This is a genomic window from Oxalobacteraceae bacterium OTU3CINTB1 (assembly GCA_024123955.1).
Lineage (GTDB): Bacteria > Pseudomonadota > Gammaproteobacteria > Burkholderiales > Burkholderiaceae_D > Rugamonas.
Window position 1 is genome coordinate 5,153,726 of the sequence record CP099652.1, and the last position, 15,600, is coordinate 5,169,325.

8 protein-coding genes and 1 pseudogene are annotated in these 15,600 nt (G+C 51.8%); 7 read left to right on the plus strand and 2 right to left on the minus strand.

Features of this window, described 5'->3' with window-relative positions; translation table 11 throughout:
* Nucleotides 1–344 precede the first annotated feature (344 nt).
* Genes NHH73_22365 through NHH73_22380 form a run of 4 tightly spaced genes read left to right on the plus strand, consistent with a single transcriptional unit; the run spans nucleotide 345 to nucleotide 6,753 of the window.
* Nucleotides 345–1,703 (plus strand): site-specific integrase, encoded by a 1,359-nt coding sequence (locus NHH73_22365; GenBank protein ID USX25322.1) that lies wholly within the window; start codon nucleotides 345–347, stop codon nucleotides 1,701–1,703.
* The gene (locus NHH73_22370; GenBank protein USX25323.1) at nucleotides 1,681–3,777 is read left to right on the plus strand and encodes a hypothetical protein; all 2,097 of its coding nucleotides are present in this window, start codon (nucleotides 1,681–1,683) and stop codon (nucleotides 3,775–3,777) included. Before NHH73_22365 ends, NHH73_22370 begins: the two co-directional genes overlap by 23 nt.
* 10 nt (nucleotides 3,778–3,787) lie before the next feature.
* Entirely contained in the window at nucleotides 3,788–6,151 is a 2,364-nt protein-coding gene (locus NHH73_22375) for a hypothetical protein (GenBank protein USX25324.1), read from the plus strand.
* The gene (locus NHH73_22380) at nucleotides 6,148–6,753 is read left to right on the plus strand and encodes a hypothetical protein (protein USX25325.1); all 606 of its coding nucleotides are present in this window, start codon (nucleotides 6,148–6,150) and stop codon (nucleotides 6,751–6,753) included. Before NHH73_22375 ends, NHH73_22380 begins: the two co-directional genes overlap by 4 nt.
* Nucleotides 6,754–7,760: 1,007 nt before the next feature.
* On the opposite strand, the gene NHH73_22385 is transcribed toward NHH73_22380, so the two are convergent.
* Nucleotides 7,761–8,138, minus strand: coding sequence for a response regulator (locus NHH73_22385; protein ID USX25326.1), 378 nt, complete (start codon nucleotides 8,136–8,138; stop codon nucleotides 7,761–7,763).
* Nucleotides 8,139–8,542: 404 nt separating this feature from the next.
* Nucleotides 8,543–8,680: pseudogene (locus tag NHH73_22390) on the minus strand (transposase domain-containing protein).
* 113 nt (nucleotides 8,681–8,793) lie between these two features.
* Between NHH73_22390 and NHH73_22395 the strand changes: the two are divergent.
* From NHH73_22395 to NHH73_22405, 3 genes are all read left to right on the plus strand, one after another.
* Nucleotides 8,794–9,579: a hypothetical protein gene (locus NHH73_22395; GenBank protein ID USX25327.1), complete on the plus strand. Its 786-nt coding sequence runs from the start codon at nucleotides 8,794–8,796 to the stop codon at nucleotides 9,577–9,579.
* Nucleotides 9,580–10,558: 979 nt separating this feature from the next.
* The gene (locus tag NHH73_22400) at nucleotides 10,559–11,344 is read left to right on the plus strand and encodes a hypothetical protein (GenBank protein ID USX25328.1); all 786 of its coding nucleotides are present in this window, start codon (nucleotides 10,559–10,561) and stop codon (nucleotides 11,342–11,344) included.
* A 1,431-nt stretch (nucleotides 11,345–12,775) separates the two neighbouring features.
* Nucleotides 12,776–15,511 carry a TonB-dependent receptor gene (locus NHH73_22405; protein ID USX25329.1) on the plus strand — a complete coding sequence of 912 codons (2,736 nt, stop codon included), beginning with the start codon at nucleotides 12,776–12,778 and terminating at the stop codon, nucleotides 15,509–15,511.
* The last annotated feature ends 89 nt before the right edge of the window (nucleotides 15,512–15,600 follow it).

Consider the following 15,600-nt stretch of genomic DNA (forward strand, 5'->3'; position numbering starts at 1 on the left):
ACGGTTAGACTTCATCAAAGCGCCCCTTCGGCTAGACGGGGATATAACGACAAATTCCGCCACAACTTGCATATTGCAAGTTATAAATGCAGTTCCTCAATAGCTACCCGAAGTTCCACCAAAAAAAATATCATAGGCGATTCTTCATCAAGCACTTTGCCAGAGAATCACCTTTATCCAAAAGGGATTTCCTACGAAAATCACAGAAAGAGTTCACACAATATTTTATAAAATAACCGACAAAACTTATGGAATTTATTTAGCACGCACGGCTTCAGAATTCGCGACTTGAGTAACGTCATTCGATATGGTTTAATTTCGCTTTACAGGGGCCGGCGAAAATCATGGGTTTCTCAGTCAGATATGGCGATGCAGACAAAGTACGAAGCGCTGGATTCGGACGGGTTGCTGAATTGCCTTTTATTTTCGATTCACGACCGGGCTATCACAGGGTTAGTAGTTGGTATCTGATGGACAGAGGCACCGGCGATTGGAGCCCAACCAAAAAATTTGAATCAGGTTTACGCCCCAGTGCGGCATCTATACGCGACTATGCCGACTGGTTGATAAATTTTCTCGAATGGGCCGAAGCTCGCAGTGTCGATTTGATAAAATGTGAATATAACGCTGACCTTATCGAAAAATATCAAGCCGAAATGATCTCAGGGGAATGGTCGCGTGATGGCGCTCCACTAGCTGGAGCCACTATCAACTCACGCGTTCAAGAAGCATGTTATTTTCTTACGTGGATGGCTGACCAAAAACTCCGGCCTGAGTTCAAAGTGCCATATAGACGAAACAGAGCGGGTTCCAATAATTACAAGAGCTCAGACGTAGAAATTAAGCAAAGAGAAGGCAAGGTCAGAGTCAACAAAAAAAGATTGCGAATGCCAAACGATAATGAGATCGCTGAGTTCACATTAAGCGTCTATGAAGTTGTCGGCGAAGCTGAAGGACTAATGTCGGAAACTATTTTGTTGACCGCGCTGCGAAGAGCTGAAATATCGTGTTGGCGAACGGACACACTTCCTGCAGATCCGAGGGACTGGGAAATCGTTAACCCGAATGCACCGATTTCTAGACAGTCGGTGAGAGTGTCAATTCGGTATGGAACCAAGGGTACTACCTATGGCTATAACTGCGGCGACAAAATTGGCCCTGAACGTGACGTCTTTCTCCCTTTGGGTCACGCTTATAGATTGAATCATTATTACAACAATACCCGCAATAAGTCTTTAGCGAAATATATATCCAGTGCAGATGTCAAGGAGCAAAACAATCGCATCAAGAAATCAGTTCATCTTTTTATTAATTCGGATGGTGAACGAATACACGGCAAAGCATTATACCGCGCGTGGAAGAAAGGCAACTTGCCATACAAGAACTGGTCACCCCACCTAGGCAGAGACTGGTGGGCGTGTTCCGTTTTATTAAAAGAGATGGAAGCGCACAAAGAATTACTAAAGCTTCCGCACGCGATCGCTTCTGTCTTATTAACGGCAAGCGCTATGACGATTATCCAGTTAAACATTATGCCGCGTTTGGGACACTCTAGTCCGGAGACGTCGATGATCTACCTGCATTGGATATCTGACATGATGGGTTTCAACATCGTGATCGACTACGAAATAGCAAATCAAGAGGCGTACGAAAAGCGGCTTGCCGAGGAAAGGAGGCGCATTGAGCATACGCAAGATCAATAAAGACCACTCGATCAACGCGTCTACGGTTGCTCCCCCCGACGAAACCACCTTGGGAACATCAGCCGACTGCGACGTCAACGCACCTTTGGATGATGCACTGCGCTCGATTCCTGATACGGAGCTGAGAGGGGCAACAAAAACCACCGACACAATCATCAATGATCCACTGTTATTCTGGACTTTGCACGAGACTCCAGTCCTGGTTGATCTTCACCAATTCGCTGACGGTGTAACCAGTACATATAAAATGAAGACAGGACCTCAGATGGCAATACGTGGGCGTCCTCTCCTGATTTTTGCGCTGGCTCCAATTATCCGCCAGCTCGTCGAGTACTACTCTACCGCGACAATTAGTGGCTATATTGCGACATTCAGACGCTGGTGGAGAATGTTCGACGAGGTCGAGAGATTAAGCATTGTCGACGGCACGCCAACTATGCTTGTCAATACTGTCTCGGATATTAATGGTGTTTACCGCCAGATGGCCTTAGATGACGGGATGGATCACCGAACGTTTACTGGCTTTGTACGCGTTGTCGAAATTTGGAGAATAGAAAATGATTGTCCGCCACTATATTGGTTGGCGCCGGAGAAGAAAGACCCTAAGAGGCTTCTGCCTCCACAGTGGCAAATTGACGAATATAGATTTGCGTTGAAACATAAATGGTTTTCTGCTTGTCGTCGATGGGAAAAAACTGATCAGCTAATCTCCGGAGTTGCTCCAATCGACAACAATGAGGGCTGGCTTTTGGAAAATTACTTATGGTTCCAAAGTGCTATTGATGCGGCAGGGCAAGCCCGCCCCGGCCCTGCTTACTTGCAAACCAGCACTTACGCATTTAAATCGCGCGATTTAAATGCAGCGGTCATGCTGGAAGGCTACTATCCAAGTGCGGAAGATATTCGTGTAGCTTTCCATCTTTGCCTGGCAAGCACCGGATGGAATCCAAGCGTCCTACTGGCGCTCGATATAAATGATGAATTCTTGGTGCCGCATCCGAAGGACCCGAAGCGATATCTGCTTTATGGCTATAAAGCCCGTGGTGACATGGAAGTGATCACGGAGGGACTATTTCGCTCGCAGGGTTCGGCAGGCGTAATACTTCAAACGCTGCTGCACCGAACCGCCGGCTTGCGTGCTCAAGTACAAGCACGGCTTATCAGCCTCGAAAAACGGTACGCGAAAATGCAAAAGGTTAATGTCACGGCAAGGGAACTCAACGAAATACGCCAAGAAATTGAATCACTAACCCACACTGTCCGATCGCCATGGCTCTACGTCAACCTCAATAGTAGCGATGTTCGTCACCTAAATCCTAACAACTTCGGACGCGATGAAACTGGCGGCCGGTTCCTTCGTAATATTGCCGACGAAATCAATACAAGACAGCCGGATATAAAAAAAATAGCCTACTTAAAATCCGGAGACTTCCGCGATGCTTTTGCGGGCTATGCATACCGTTCAAGCGGCGGATTCATACTGGCGGTAATGAAAGTACTACAGCACAAGCAGCTAAGAAGCACGCAACGATATTTAGACAATACAGTTATGAACGAAGAGAGTGCTCAACAGTATGCCGGGTTTAGTAACGCTTTTTTCACCGAGATGATCACTACCGGACGGGTCGATCCAACGATCATCGCAAAGCTTTCCCGCGATCACGATATCACTGACAAGGATCGCGCTAGATTAGAACAATACCGGACGCTTCAACGGAGCCGTATAGGCGTGGGCTGCAAGGACCCGAAAAACCCGCCGAAACGCATCGCACCGAATTTTAAAGCTGACGGCAAGCGACTATGCCCAACGCAAAGATGCACGCTTTGTATAGAGAACGCAGTAATCTTGTCGGACAGCCTTCCAGGCTTGTGCAAAAGACTTTCTGAGCTTAAGCATATCAAAGCCACAGTATCGGTGGCAGTTTTCGAAACGTCCTCTTTCGCCGAGGAACTGGAAAACACTACTTCGGCGTTAACCTTGTTTGACAAATATGATGTAGAGACCGGCATTAACCACTGGGACGCCGAAATCGCGGCGAATCGGCATCGCGTAGTTGACTTAGAAGGTATTTAAGGAGGAATACATGCGTACCAAAAAACCGAAAACATCCCCTCAGGTCGACCAAGATTCACAGCTCGGCTCAAGCGGTCCTTCTAAAGTTGTTGACGATAGTAATCCTTCTGCAAAGTCGGCGGAGTCGCCAGATTCGCTCGAGTCAAGAAATAAAGCTCTCCTGCTTTGTCCAGCAGTGGAAGCTCAAAGCTGCAACATTGACGATCTGCTGTTGGTTAAACGGATTTTACATCACGGCAACAGATTGGATACTTGGGAAACCCCAGAGAGATGGGCGCCTACTGACCGAATTCCCGCGACGCTTAATATCAACATCCGTGACCGAATTCTTCACTTCATGCCGCCTAAATTTCGCCTCATGGTAGGCGAGCGAAGTGTGTCTTTGATTGCAGAGAGCCAAGTGTCGACGCTGAAACAGCGTTGCGCAGCAATTCTGGACAAAGCTGTCGAGATGACCGTTCGATATTTGGTCCTGATGCGAATTGGGCCAGCCAATATGGCATATCAAAGAAAAGCAGCCTCGCTGGATACGAACTTCGTAAAAGCACTCGGCTATAGTTATATCCCAGCCCTAGCGGCTCTCGCCGCTGCGAAATTAATAGACTTAGCGGTGTACGAGTTCGAAAATGACATCGAACTGCCGCTTGGCCTCCAACAAAAACCAGCGTTCTTCGCACTGGTTACCGACGATGATTTAAAAACGCTCACCGCGAGCTGTGCCAAAGTGGTGCGCGGCGAAATAACAAGAATGAGGATGCTGGCTGAGCGAGGCTTTTGGGCAGATGTATCTCCAGCACGGGGCCGATCCGTTCACACCGAAATTGAAGGTGAAGAAGACATGCCAGAGCAGCCCTCCAAAATTAACCCTCATTTACCTTTGCCGGACGACTACGTTGCCGAAATGGGCCGCAAAGCATACTGGCTGATTAACGACCTTGGACCCGGCCTACTGGAAGTTGCGGCCAAAATATTGTCAATTTGGGAAGAAACTTCGTCATTAAAGCTTAAGCCAAAGAGCATCAAAGGACGGCGTTCGGCGCTGGTTGCGAAGTATCTGTCTGGCTTTGTGTGGCGCGACAGTGAGGGACAAGTAATCGCCAAGACCCCGTTCACAATTCGGCTAAGCCAGCTTGGAAAAAATAAAACCAAAAGTTCTGGCTCCAGTTGCAGAGATAACGAACAGAATTGGCCGCCAAAAAGCTTTAATGATGTGATGGATCTACTACAACGGCTCCAACAGTCGCATCTTTTCGTTGCCCTACTCGCCACCGCCGGACGCCATGGCGAAATTGTTGGTTTGCGGCGCTCTTGTGTTCAGTATGCAGTCAACGGCCTTCCGGTTGCGAAAGGACGAACATTTAAGTTGGTTAAGAATGCCGGGGGCGCTGTGCGCGACTGGATCATGCCGGAATTTGCTCAACACGCCATAGAACAGCAAGTCCGGCTTATCACGTTGGTCGAGAAAATTGGGCCAATTGAACCTAAAATTAAAGGCAAACCAGGGCCCCTGCCAGCGCTCGACCACCTGTGGGGAATCATTGCTGGCGGAGCGGGCACCGACAGGACGAAGCCGCTCAGGGGTATTGGTCAATCGCTTCTTAGTTATGCTAAGGCCATTGGAATGGAGGAAAGCACGGGGGGACAGTCTCTACGCCCACATCGGTTCAGGAAAACTATTGCACGCTTAGTGGCGCTTGCTTTAGTCCAAGCGCCAAAGATCTTGATGGACGTATTCGGTCACACCAACATCGAGATGACACTCTATTACATCTTGACCGATAAAACTCTTGCAGATGAAATCGAGACGGTGGTTCGGGAGTTACGCATGATGAAGGCGAAAGAAACCATTGAAGAAATCATAGCAGCCGAAAATGAGCCAGTTCATGGTGGGGACGGATATGGTGGGCCACATGCTCTGGTTCTTCGGCACGCCATCAAAGCCCACCGAATTGACCAACACCGTCACGGAAGGGATTGGGGCGCGGAATCAGCTGTTGATCTGGCTAAAATATTAACACTGCAGGGAAAGGCGTGGCAGTATGTTCGGCCAGGCATTATCTGCACCAAATTTCCAGGAACTGAGTCAGGACCATGTAATCAACATCGAGGTGCCCCCGAGCCCGCGCGCTGCCTTAGCCATTGCGCCCATCGCCTTGAGGAACCGTTCTTGCGCGAAGACGTTGACGGTGCGATTTCCGATAGCATAAATGCGTACATTGAGGCCGACGCTAATGGCAATGGTCTAGTAGCCAGCTTATGGCTGGCACAGATCCGGTCCCACCTTGGGAGGTTCGAAAACCTCCGCAAGAAGTGGGCAGATCATCCAGTTGTGCTCACGGCCGTCGCAGAAAAGGACGAGGAGGCAGCTGAATGACCGACCCGCTAAAAATGAAGAGTCACTTTAAACGAACTGAGGAAACGCGCGCCAGGATTTCTGCGAGTGCACAGAAAAAAGGTGTGGAACGTTCCAGGGCCGTTAAACAAAAAGTGGTTGCGGCCATGCGAGCAATTCGGAAGGAAATTGCCGCTAGTTGCTGGTCTCACTCAGCCGGCAGGGTCGAGCTGGACTACAGCGAGCTATGCCGTCGAGCCGGCATCCACAACACAACCCTATATCCGAAGAGGCAGGATGACGAGGTAAAGAAAGAATGGAGGGCGCGTTTGTTTAAGCGCGTCAATGCATGGGTTAAGGCCGTGAACAAACGACGCGAAAAGGTTGAGCGCCAAACTCGGCGAAGCCAGGCTTCCCGCATCGAAGACTGGAAAACACTTTACGATGGCTTAGCAAATAGCAATCACATTTCCGAGTTGCAGCTAAAACAAGCAACAACTAATTTAGCAAATGCTCAGGAAACTATCGAAGCCTTAAAATTGGATGTCATCCGGCTTACCGAGATCGTTGTAAAAACCGCTGGTAGTAATGTTGTCCAGCTTCAACCCAAAGGTAGAGATCCAGGAACACCAAAAAAACAATGATGTGTTATCGCGACCGCCGGGGGGGGCTGCATTCGGTGCAAACGATAGGCCTGGCTAGGGCATGCGCAGGTTGCCATGACCCATCGCTATGTTGCGGCGGAGGTCGAGATGATGCGACGCAGTCTGGGCAAGGCAGCCGTCTGCGGAGATAGGGCTCTGCGGTTTATGCCGAAGGATGCCGTCTTGAGTTTGCTTGAGAACCTATGACAGTACCGTGTGTTGACAATGTCGCTTGGAAAACGGGTGGCCGGGTTTAAATCGTTTTTGAAAACGACTGTTATGCTCTGCCAGACACCCGTGGCGAGATTGGTATGTTTTTCATGAAGCAGGCCGATGGGTAGCTATCGACCACTTAGGTAAAAGGCGCCTAATGAATGTCTGCACTCGACTCTGGCATCTTACTTCGAAGCCCCGCACATGGCTGATGCAGGTCGTTGGCCTGTGTTCGCTACTATTCGTCTTGTCCGCCAGCGCTCTCGACAGCACTGTGCCCCTTGCGTCGTACCACCATGACATGTGGACCGCAAAAGATGGCGCTCTAGCCGAAGTCGTGGCCATTGCCCAGGCCCTAGATGGATGGATATCGCTCGGCACGCCAAGTGGACTCTACCGTTTTGACGGCATCAAATTCCGTCGCTTTGAGCCGGCAGTTGGGGCGCCGGGGCCGAAGCGCGCCATAGTTTCATTGACCGCGCTCACGTCAGGAGGACTGCTGATAGGTCACCAAAATGCAGGATTGGGCCTGCTTCTCTCCATGGCGAGCATTCTCGCCTAAATTGGTGTCTGGGTACATTAAACCACTACAGTTCGTCGGCCCGGTCACTCAGGGGTGCCTTAATGTAGGTGGAATATGTTTTGCCAGTCAAAATCCATTCATCAAATGTCTGGTTTTGGCCAGTGCCGGACAACAAAGTTATGAGGGCCCTAAGCCCCCCCCGCGCTTCGTCAAATTTCGATGGGAGAATCAGTCAGGAACCTTCTGACTTGTCCTGATCACCATAGCTGGATCATTTCAACCTGAGGGCGGCGACGTCCTTAATCGCGGCCACCAAGCCGTCAAACGATGTCGTTTTAGCGATGTGGCGATCAAATCCAGCGGCCGCCGTCTGTTTGATTGTCGCCTGATCGCCCCAGGCGGTGTAGGCAATTAGATAGGGTTGCTCCACGCTGTTGTCGCCCCGTATTTGGGCGGCCACTTGGTAGCCATTCATTTCGGGCATGCCCAGATCAAGAAACACCAAGTTCGGTTTGAATTCCGCCACCGCATGCAGCCCCTCATGGGCTCCGTGTGCAATTTGAGCCGGATGCCCCACCATGTCCAGAACCGCCGCGAGCGCCTCCGCCGACGCCAAATTGTCGTCGATGATTAAAATTTTCTGTCCCATGCTTTCCCCAAGTTTGGCGGCAGGGCAATCCCGCCAAACTGAATGCCTTCCTGCTCAGTCGGCGGGACGGTCAAGAGCGCTCCACGCGCTTCCATGGTTCCATTATAAAGCGCAAGGCATGCGCGCCCGATAGAATCGCCCCGCATCGTCGCGACAGGGTGACGCAGTTGCAGATTGGGAACGGTTGTCGAATCAGACTTTTAGTTACAACACGAGCAGCCGCCTCGTTTGGAGGCGCATCAACCGACGACATCCATGGAAGAATTTATCGCGCAAAGGAGCCGACGCATCCTATTGGTCGACGATGCCCTAGGAGATGCCTGTAAGCGTCCGCTGAGCGCCGTCTTGAGTGATGTAGAAGATTAATCGATGATGGCATCACCCCGCTGGGAAGCGGCATGATCTCAAAGGGCTGCCGGTAGGTTGCAGTTCCAAGGCAAGAAATCATCAAACCGGTTCACGGGATGATCGGCAATATGCGTCAGCACATGACACAACCAGGCGTTGGGGTCGACACCGTTCAGCTTGGCCGTGCGAAGAAGCCGTTGTACGCACGTGCGGCGTGCAGCGAAAAAAGCACGTATTCCGCTTGAATTTTGTCAGTGCGAGCGTCTGTAATGCTAACCTGAGCTCTTGCGGTTACCTAGGACTGGCGATGATCTCCCGGCGGCAATTTCTCCAAGCAACCGTGCTCCCCCTGAGCCTCAAGCCGGCCCAACGCCTGAGGTTTGTTTTCTCACGCCCCTATGACAATCCGCGCACCCAATGGCTGATCAAGGTCTATCGCGATATATGCTCTATGAGTGGGCTGGGTTTTGAATATCTGGATGTGCCCCCCAAGCGGGCAACCGCGATGGTACAAGCAGGTCAAGCCGACGGCGAACTGGGACGTACTTTCGGCTATTTGACACTGTATCCAAGGCTGATACGCTTACGCGAGCCCAACAATGTGGTGCATTTCTGCGTGTACGGCGCCGGACCGGAGGCCAGTTTCGAAGGCATGGACCGGCTGCGGTTGCTGCACCTGCGCTGCGAATACCGGCGCGGCATCCCGGAACTGGAAGTCCTGCTAGCCGCCAAGCTGGCCCCTGCTCAGCTATCGCAAATCAGCGATGTTGGGCAAGGCTTGCGCAAACTGCAGCTGGGCCGCACGGATTTGTATTTCGATGTGCAGGAAGCGGTCGAGGACTACCTAGCGTTCCGGGAATGCAATAGCAGCCCGCCCGAGACACCGATTATCCGCCAGCTAGCTCAGGTGCAGTCTACCACTGGCCATTGCTATTTGAATAACGCCCATGCCAGCCACGCGCCACATATGGCGGACGCGCTGGCTGAACTGAAACATAACGGCACGGTGATGCGATACCTTCAAGAAAGCCTAGCCCAATATCGTCACCGCTGTTTCGACGCGGCAAAGGCTTCCGATCTGCGTCGTCAATGACTCTGCGGAGCCGGAGCTCGCGCGCTTCGATACGCTGGCGGCAGGACGATTGGACCCGGTCCGAGGTCAATAAGTGCAGTCCCATCTTCGTTTTGCGCTTTAAGAAATCGAATCCCCAATTTACCACTCTGCCTTGATCCACCTATGTCCGTCTACTTCCACTCGTCCGGTTCTGGCCGAAAGCGGAGGTTCATCACCACCGTGTAACTCGGCAAGACGCGGTGGATTTCGCCACGCCCGTGAGTCGCAATAATTTCCACAACGTCGCATCTCTTTTGAAAATCACAGACGCGAAGCCATCATCGACCAAATCCCCCGAGTAATCAAGACGTCACTGGGTAAACGCTCAAGTTTCTTCAAGCGAACTTTCTTGCTGTTCGGTGGGCGGCGGCGGGTCGTCGCTCGCGATTCGACCTGAGGTCATAGCAATTAAGTATGTACTGGAACGAATTGGCCTACTACTTTTCTGAGCGCGTTGTTCCGATTACTCAGCCCGTTGCATCATTTGACAGGCCTGGATGCTTGAGCGCAATTATGTCCATCATGGACCAAATTAGTTGGGTGCAGTTGAACCTAAAGCAGGCCATTTACTCTTCTAAGTAATTGAAGTGTTTTTTGAGAAAGGCAGCCAGATCGTGATGAAGCATCTGACGTTAGGGAAATCGGGTGGGAACGTTTGCGCAGGACGTGCCGAGGACAGCCGTGCTGCTGGACACTCTGCGGCACGACGCCCATCTTGCTCATCGCGGGCGAAAGTTATCGGCTGAGGCCTCAGCCGCAGGCAGGAATTAGGCAGAGCGACAGGTGTCTCAGGCTGCGCGACCGTGCTAAGTCATGAAGAAAGAAATTGGCGCGTGCTGATGACGAAGCTGTATCAGTTTTGAGTCGATATGACCGCCAAACCATAGTAGTTTTCAATCGCTGTTGACGATGCCTGTCTTCTGCTATTACTCTACACAGACCCCACCGGAGATGCGATATGAAAATGCTGGCGTTTTTCATGGCCGTACTGGTGTGCGATCAGGTCGCCGCGAGTGATTGCTCAATGCGGGTGGGTTATCCTGATCGGGAGCGTTTGCCTTATTACATTGGCAATGGCGTGGTGGTTCCCGAGCCCGCAGGTGCCGGCGTCGAACTGATGCGTGCGGCTGTGCGCAGCGTCGGTTGCACGGCGCAGCTAGTGCGACTGCCCGCCCCGCGCGTCCACATCGCGCTCATGGATGGTACTGTTGACCTGGCGCCGGTCGATCTGCGCGACGGCGAACGGCCGTATTCTGCCTTGCCGCTGGCCGCAGGCGGAACGCCCGACACGCGGCGCGGCATTCGGGTTACGGCCGTGGTGTATTTGCGCACCTCCGATCGCGTTGCTGCCGATACCAATCCGCGTGAATACTTCAGACATCGCATGCTGGCGACCAACCTGGGTTCGCCACTAGGGGATCAGTTGCGCGACGAAGGTTACAGTGTGGATAGCGGAACCGCCGACTCCTCCAGCAACCTCAAAAAATTGATCTTCAAGCGGGTGGACGGGTTTGCCATCTCCCTCCCCAACGCCGATGCTCTTGATCGTTCGGTGGAGGAACAATACGGCAACCAAGTGGTACGGATGGCAACGCCGATTCGCACGTCCACGCTTTGGCTTTCATCAAGCAACGCATATCATTTTGCTCACCCAGAACGGATGGAGCAGTTGTGGAACTGGTGGGGTGACAACGCCTCACGTCGGCTCGCTGAACTGCTCAAGCAGCCCTCGCCGCCCCGATAAGTGCGCGGGCTTGCGACTTACCTTTATTGTCCCCTACCGTTCTACTGGCACCTTTGACGCTAAGTAGGCTCTTTTGCACAGTAAATCAGGTGCTCCTACTCCATAGCCCTTGCGAAGTTACGGTATGGTTGAAGTCGTGGGTATCCGAGTTTGGTGAAGCGGTTGAGGAATGCGCACATTCAACGCTGCGCCGATGGTATCTGGTCTACCCCTCCATATCTTACGACCAAGGTTTCGGAAGAGATGCAGTATGGCATTGCGTTTTTCCGCCCCGATCGCCGGCTTCCTCCGGGGTTGCCGAATGTGAGTTAAAAATGGCCTGTGCGCCATGGAAGGCATGGACTTATGGCACGTCTTGCAGGCATAGACGTCAATCTGGTCGAGGAGGCGCGGCGGTGTCGACGCGTCAAAGGTGGTGGTGTTTGTCGCTTCATTAGTCAGTATTGCCATGATCATGACGTCAATTTCAGGTGCACCTGAATCAACCGCCCCGTTGTTCGGCAACATGTTTCTGCGTTTTCCACTCTCTTTTCCCCACCGACGTAATATCGGCACTCTCGATTAGTAGGTGCGATCCGGTTGTCGTCGGTTTGGCGCTACTGTTATGGTGAGATGATTGTCGGCACGACGCATTACTAATTGCTGGACCTTCCCAATCGAGGCCGGCTAGCTTGAGCAAGCTCAGCGCCATGCGGATCTCCTCCCACCGTGTCAAATTCAACACCGCCTTGGCGGTTAACCAAGTTGGGATCGCCGCCTTTCTGCATTTGCGGCTGAGCTTACGCCTGCCAATGGCACGGCCTTCCCAGCACATTTCCTTGTCCAGCCAGATCACTAGCGAACCATACGGCTTCCGCCGCGCTGTGCCCCTTCCAGTTCGTCTTCGACATTTCGGTTTCTTGGTGAACCCATGTCGAGGTTGCCTGGCCACGATTCAAGGGCGACTCAGCGTTTGTGCAACAGAGCCACATGCACGGGGGCACGCTTCCGTGATGAGTCAATTTCTTAGCGGATGCTATGACTCGCCACATCGGTTGAGGAAACGGGAACGCCGTGTGAACTTGATAATTTTCATGGTGCCATTTAGCGATTTTCGCAATTGCAACAGCCTTGCAGTAATTGCAAAATGCCAAACACGCGCGGTGCAGTCAATCTGCTTGACATGCTCGCCGCAACTATAAAAACAACTAGAAGTTCTCCCCTTGGGCGATGAGGCCACAGGGTTCATAAAATGGGCACCGCAGTTTTCCGGGTTGACCCATCAACGTTCGCTAATGCGACCGAACCAGTTAACGATCGACTGCGAGCCCGGCCTGTGCGTGCACAGCCTTCCTCTCGGCGGCACGGAGTACGCGAGGTACTCCAATAACGTCAGTGCATCATCGCACTACGTCCGCGTATAACTTTATTCTAAAAACGAAGGAGACAAGCATGAATCAGCACGCCTCAATTTCCCATTTCGCTCGACCAAGATTGCTTTTATCGGCAATCGCCGTGGCGGTACAAATAATGGTCAATCAGGCCTCCGCACAAGAAGTCGTCGCACCGGCGCCAGCGCCTGCGGAAGAAGGAACGGTGGTCGTAGTGACAGGTATGAGAGCATCCTTGCGTAGCGCGATGAACATCAAGAAAAACGCGACGGAGGTTGTTGATTCCATTGCAGCTGAAGATATTGGTAAGTTACCGGATAGCAATGTCGCTGAAGCCTTGCAACGTGTCCCAGGCATACAGATCCAGCGCAGCGACGGTGAAGGTAGAAGTGTAGCGATTCGCGGTTTGGCCCAAGTCAAAACCCTATTGGATGGCCGCGAAATCTTTAGCGATGCTGGTCGAGACTTCACGCTTGAAAACATCCCAACAGAACTGCTCGCTGGCATTGACGTTTATAAGAATCCTTCGGCGCGCCTGATTGAAGGCGGTTTAGGTGGAATCATTAACCTCAAGACACGAAAGCCATTCGATTTCAAAGGCTTTTCTGCCAGCGGTACCGCCAGGTACACAAATAATTCACTTGATAAATCGAACACCCCGCAGCTCTCTGCGCTTATTAGCAATCGCTGGGAAACGCCCATAGGTAAAATCGGTGCAATGATCAACGTGACCCATGATAAGTCGAACGTTCGCAAGGACAATGTTGGCGTTGAGCCTTACGGCAACCGCTGCGACCTCGTTGACTTTAACGGCAACGGCGTTCTGTCGAAAACCAATAACTGTGCGCTCGACCCAGGCGATCTGGTGTTTGCGCCCGCAGGCGGGGGTAACACGATCGGCATTACAAAGCGTACGCGAAAAGGCGCGAATTTGGTCGCGCAATGGCGTCCCAGCGACACACTCGAGTTCGTCCTCTCGGCCACCGAGTACAAATACGATCGGGAAAACGATAGTTACGTGGCCTATGCTAACAAGCTGGCTCTGGCGCCTCTGCCCGGCGCGACATTTGGCTACTCGACAGTCCCTGGACATGGAAACACCGTCCACTCGGGCGCATATCGCGACGTAGGCTTTACACAAAACACGAATTACCAGATCCAAAATTCATTCACGAATCAGGTCGCTTTAACTAGCAAGTGGTCGCCTACCGACGATATTAGAGTGACTGCAGACCTCGATCACACCAACTCTGGGCAGGATAGTTCCAGCGGCGGACTGCGCATGAGCAATACTTGGAATGCGACAGGTACGACGCTGAATTTCGACACGAGCGGAAAGTATCCGAAACTCGATCTGACTGGCTTCGACTTCAACAATAAGGCCCTATGGAACCCGCTCGACTCAAGCCATGGCATCAGCCAGTCGGAAGGCTCGGCAACCGCCGCCCGCGTGGATGTCACCAAGTTGCTTTCCAACGACGTTATCAATAGTGTGGACTTTGGTGTGCGCTACGCCTCGCGCGACGTGGGCAATCGTTCCGGCAACCGAAACCATGCAATCCCAGTTCAGTCCAGCGGTTATCGACTGGACCAGGTCCTCCCAGAAGCTTTTTCGCCTAACCCGTATAAAGACAATTTTTACAACGGGTTGAACCATATGGTTATCAGTAGCTACAATTGGATTATTCCCGCGAGCGTAGCCCAAGATGTGGCAAAGGTGTGTGCAGCGCTCTCCGACGTGGTTTGCTACCCAACTTTTGATCCGTTCAATACGTATGCGGCCAATGAAAAGACCAACACGATTTACGGTCAGGCAAACTACAGCATCAAGCTTGGATCGTTGCCGGTGGATGGAAACTTCGGCTTGCGAGTCGTACAAACCGATCTGTCGATCGAAGGAACGCGACGCTCAAACGGCAACCTTTATACACCGATTAGCCAAGAAACAAAATATATCGACAAACTTCCCAGCTTTAATGCACGCCTGGAATTCAAGAATGACCTTTTCATGCGCTTGGCTTATGGTAAGCAGATTACGCGCCCTGGCTTCGCCGATCTTAATCCGAACTCGAGTTACACGTTGGGCGCTGGATCCGGCCAGCAAGTTCAGGGTACGGTTGGCAATCCTAATTTAAAGCCCCTGCGTTCGACTTCCTTCGACGCCTCCTTGGAATACTATTTCACCAAAGACAGCTACACATATGCTACCGCATTTAGGAAAAATGTCAGCGGGTTCATTCAAAATATACAAGTAACGGAGAATATCTCCTTACCTGAATACCCGGATAATACGACGGCGCTAGTCTCGCGCAAGGTTAATGGGGAGAACGGCGTTATCAACGGTCTGGAAATCGGCATTCAAAGCTTCCTAACTTTCTTGCCCGAGCCTTTCGATGGACTTGGCCTACAGGCAAACTTTACGCGCGTCAACAGCAAGGCGCCAGGGCCAGTTGCCGGCACCATATTCCCTATTCAATACCTTTCAAAGAATAGCTACAATTTAGTGGCTTATTATGAAAAAAATGGCTGGCGCGCACGCGTCGCCTACAGCCATCGTGACGACTGGTTAGATACGCTGCAGGGTCCAGGCTCTGGCTCTTTGCCTATATTTGCCGGACCCTTCGGTATCCTAGACGCCTCGATCGGCTATAAATTTAACGACCACTATGACTTTTCGATCGACATGCAAAACGCGAATCAGGCCGAAGAGTCTTCTTACATGGGTGTTAAGGACAGACAGCGCTTCCATAACATCTGGGATCGCAAGGTCAGTGCCGTGCTGAAGTATACGTTCTAAAACGTCTATCAGATTAATGAGGGTGTCCGTCCATCGCGGGCACTTTCGTTGCAGGCCGCCTGCTGTTGTTTGGTAAGCGGCCAACCGGA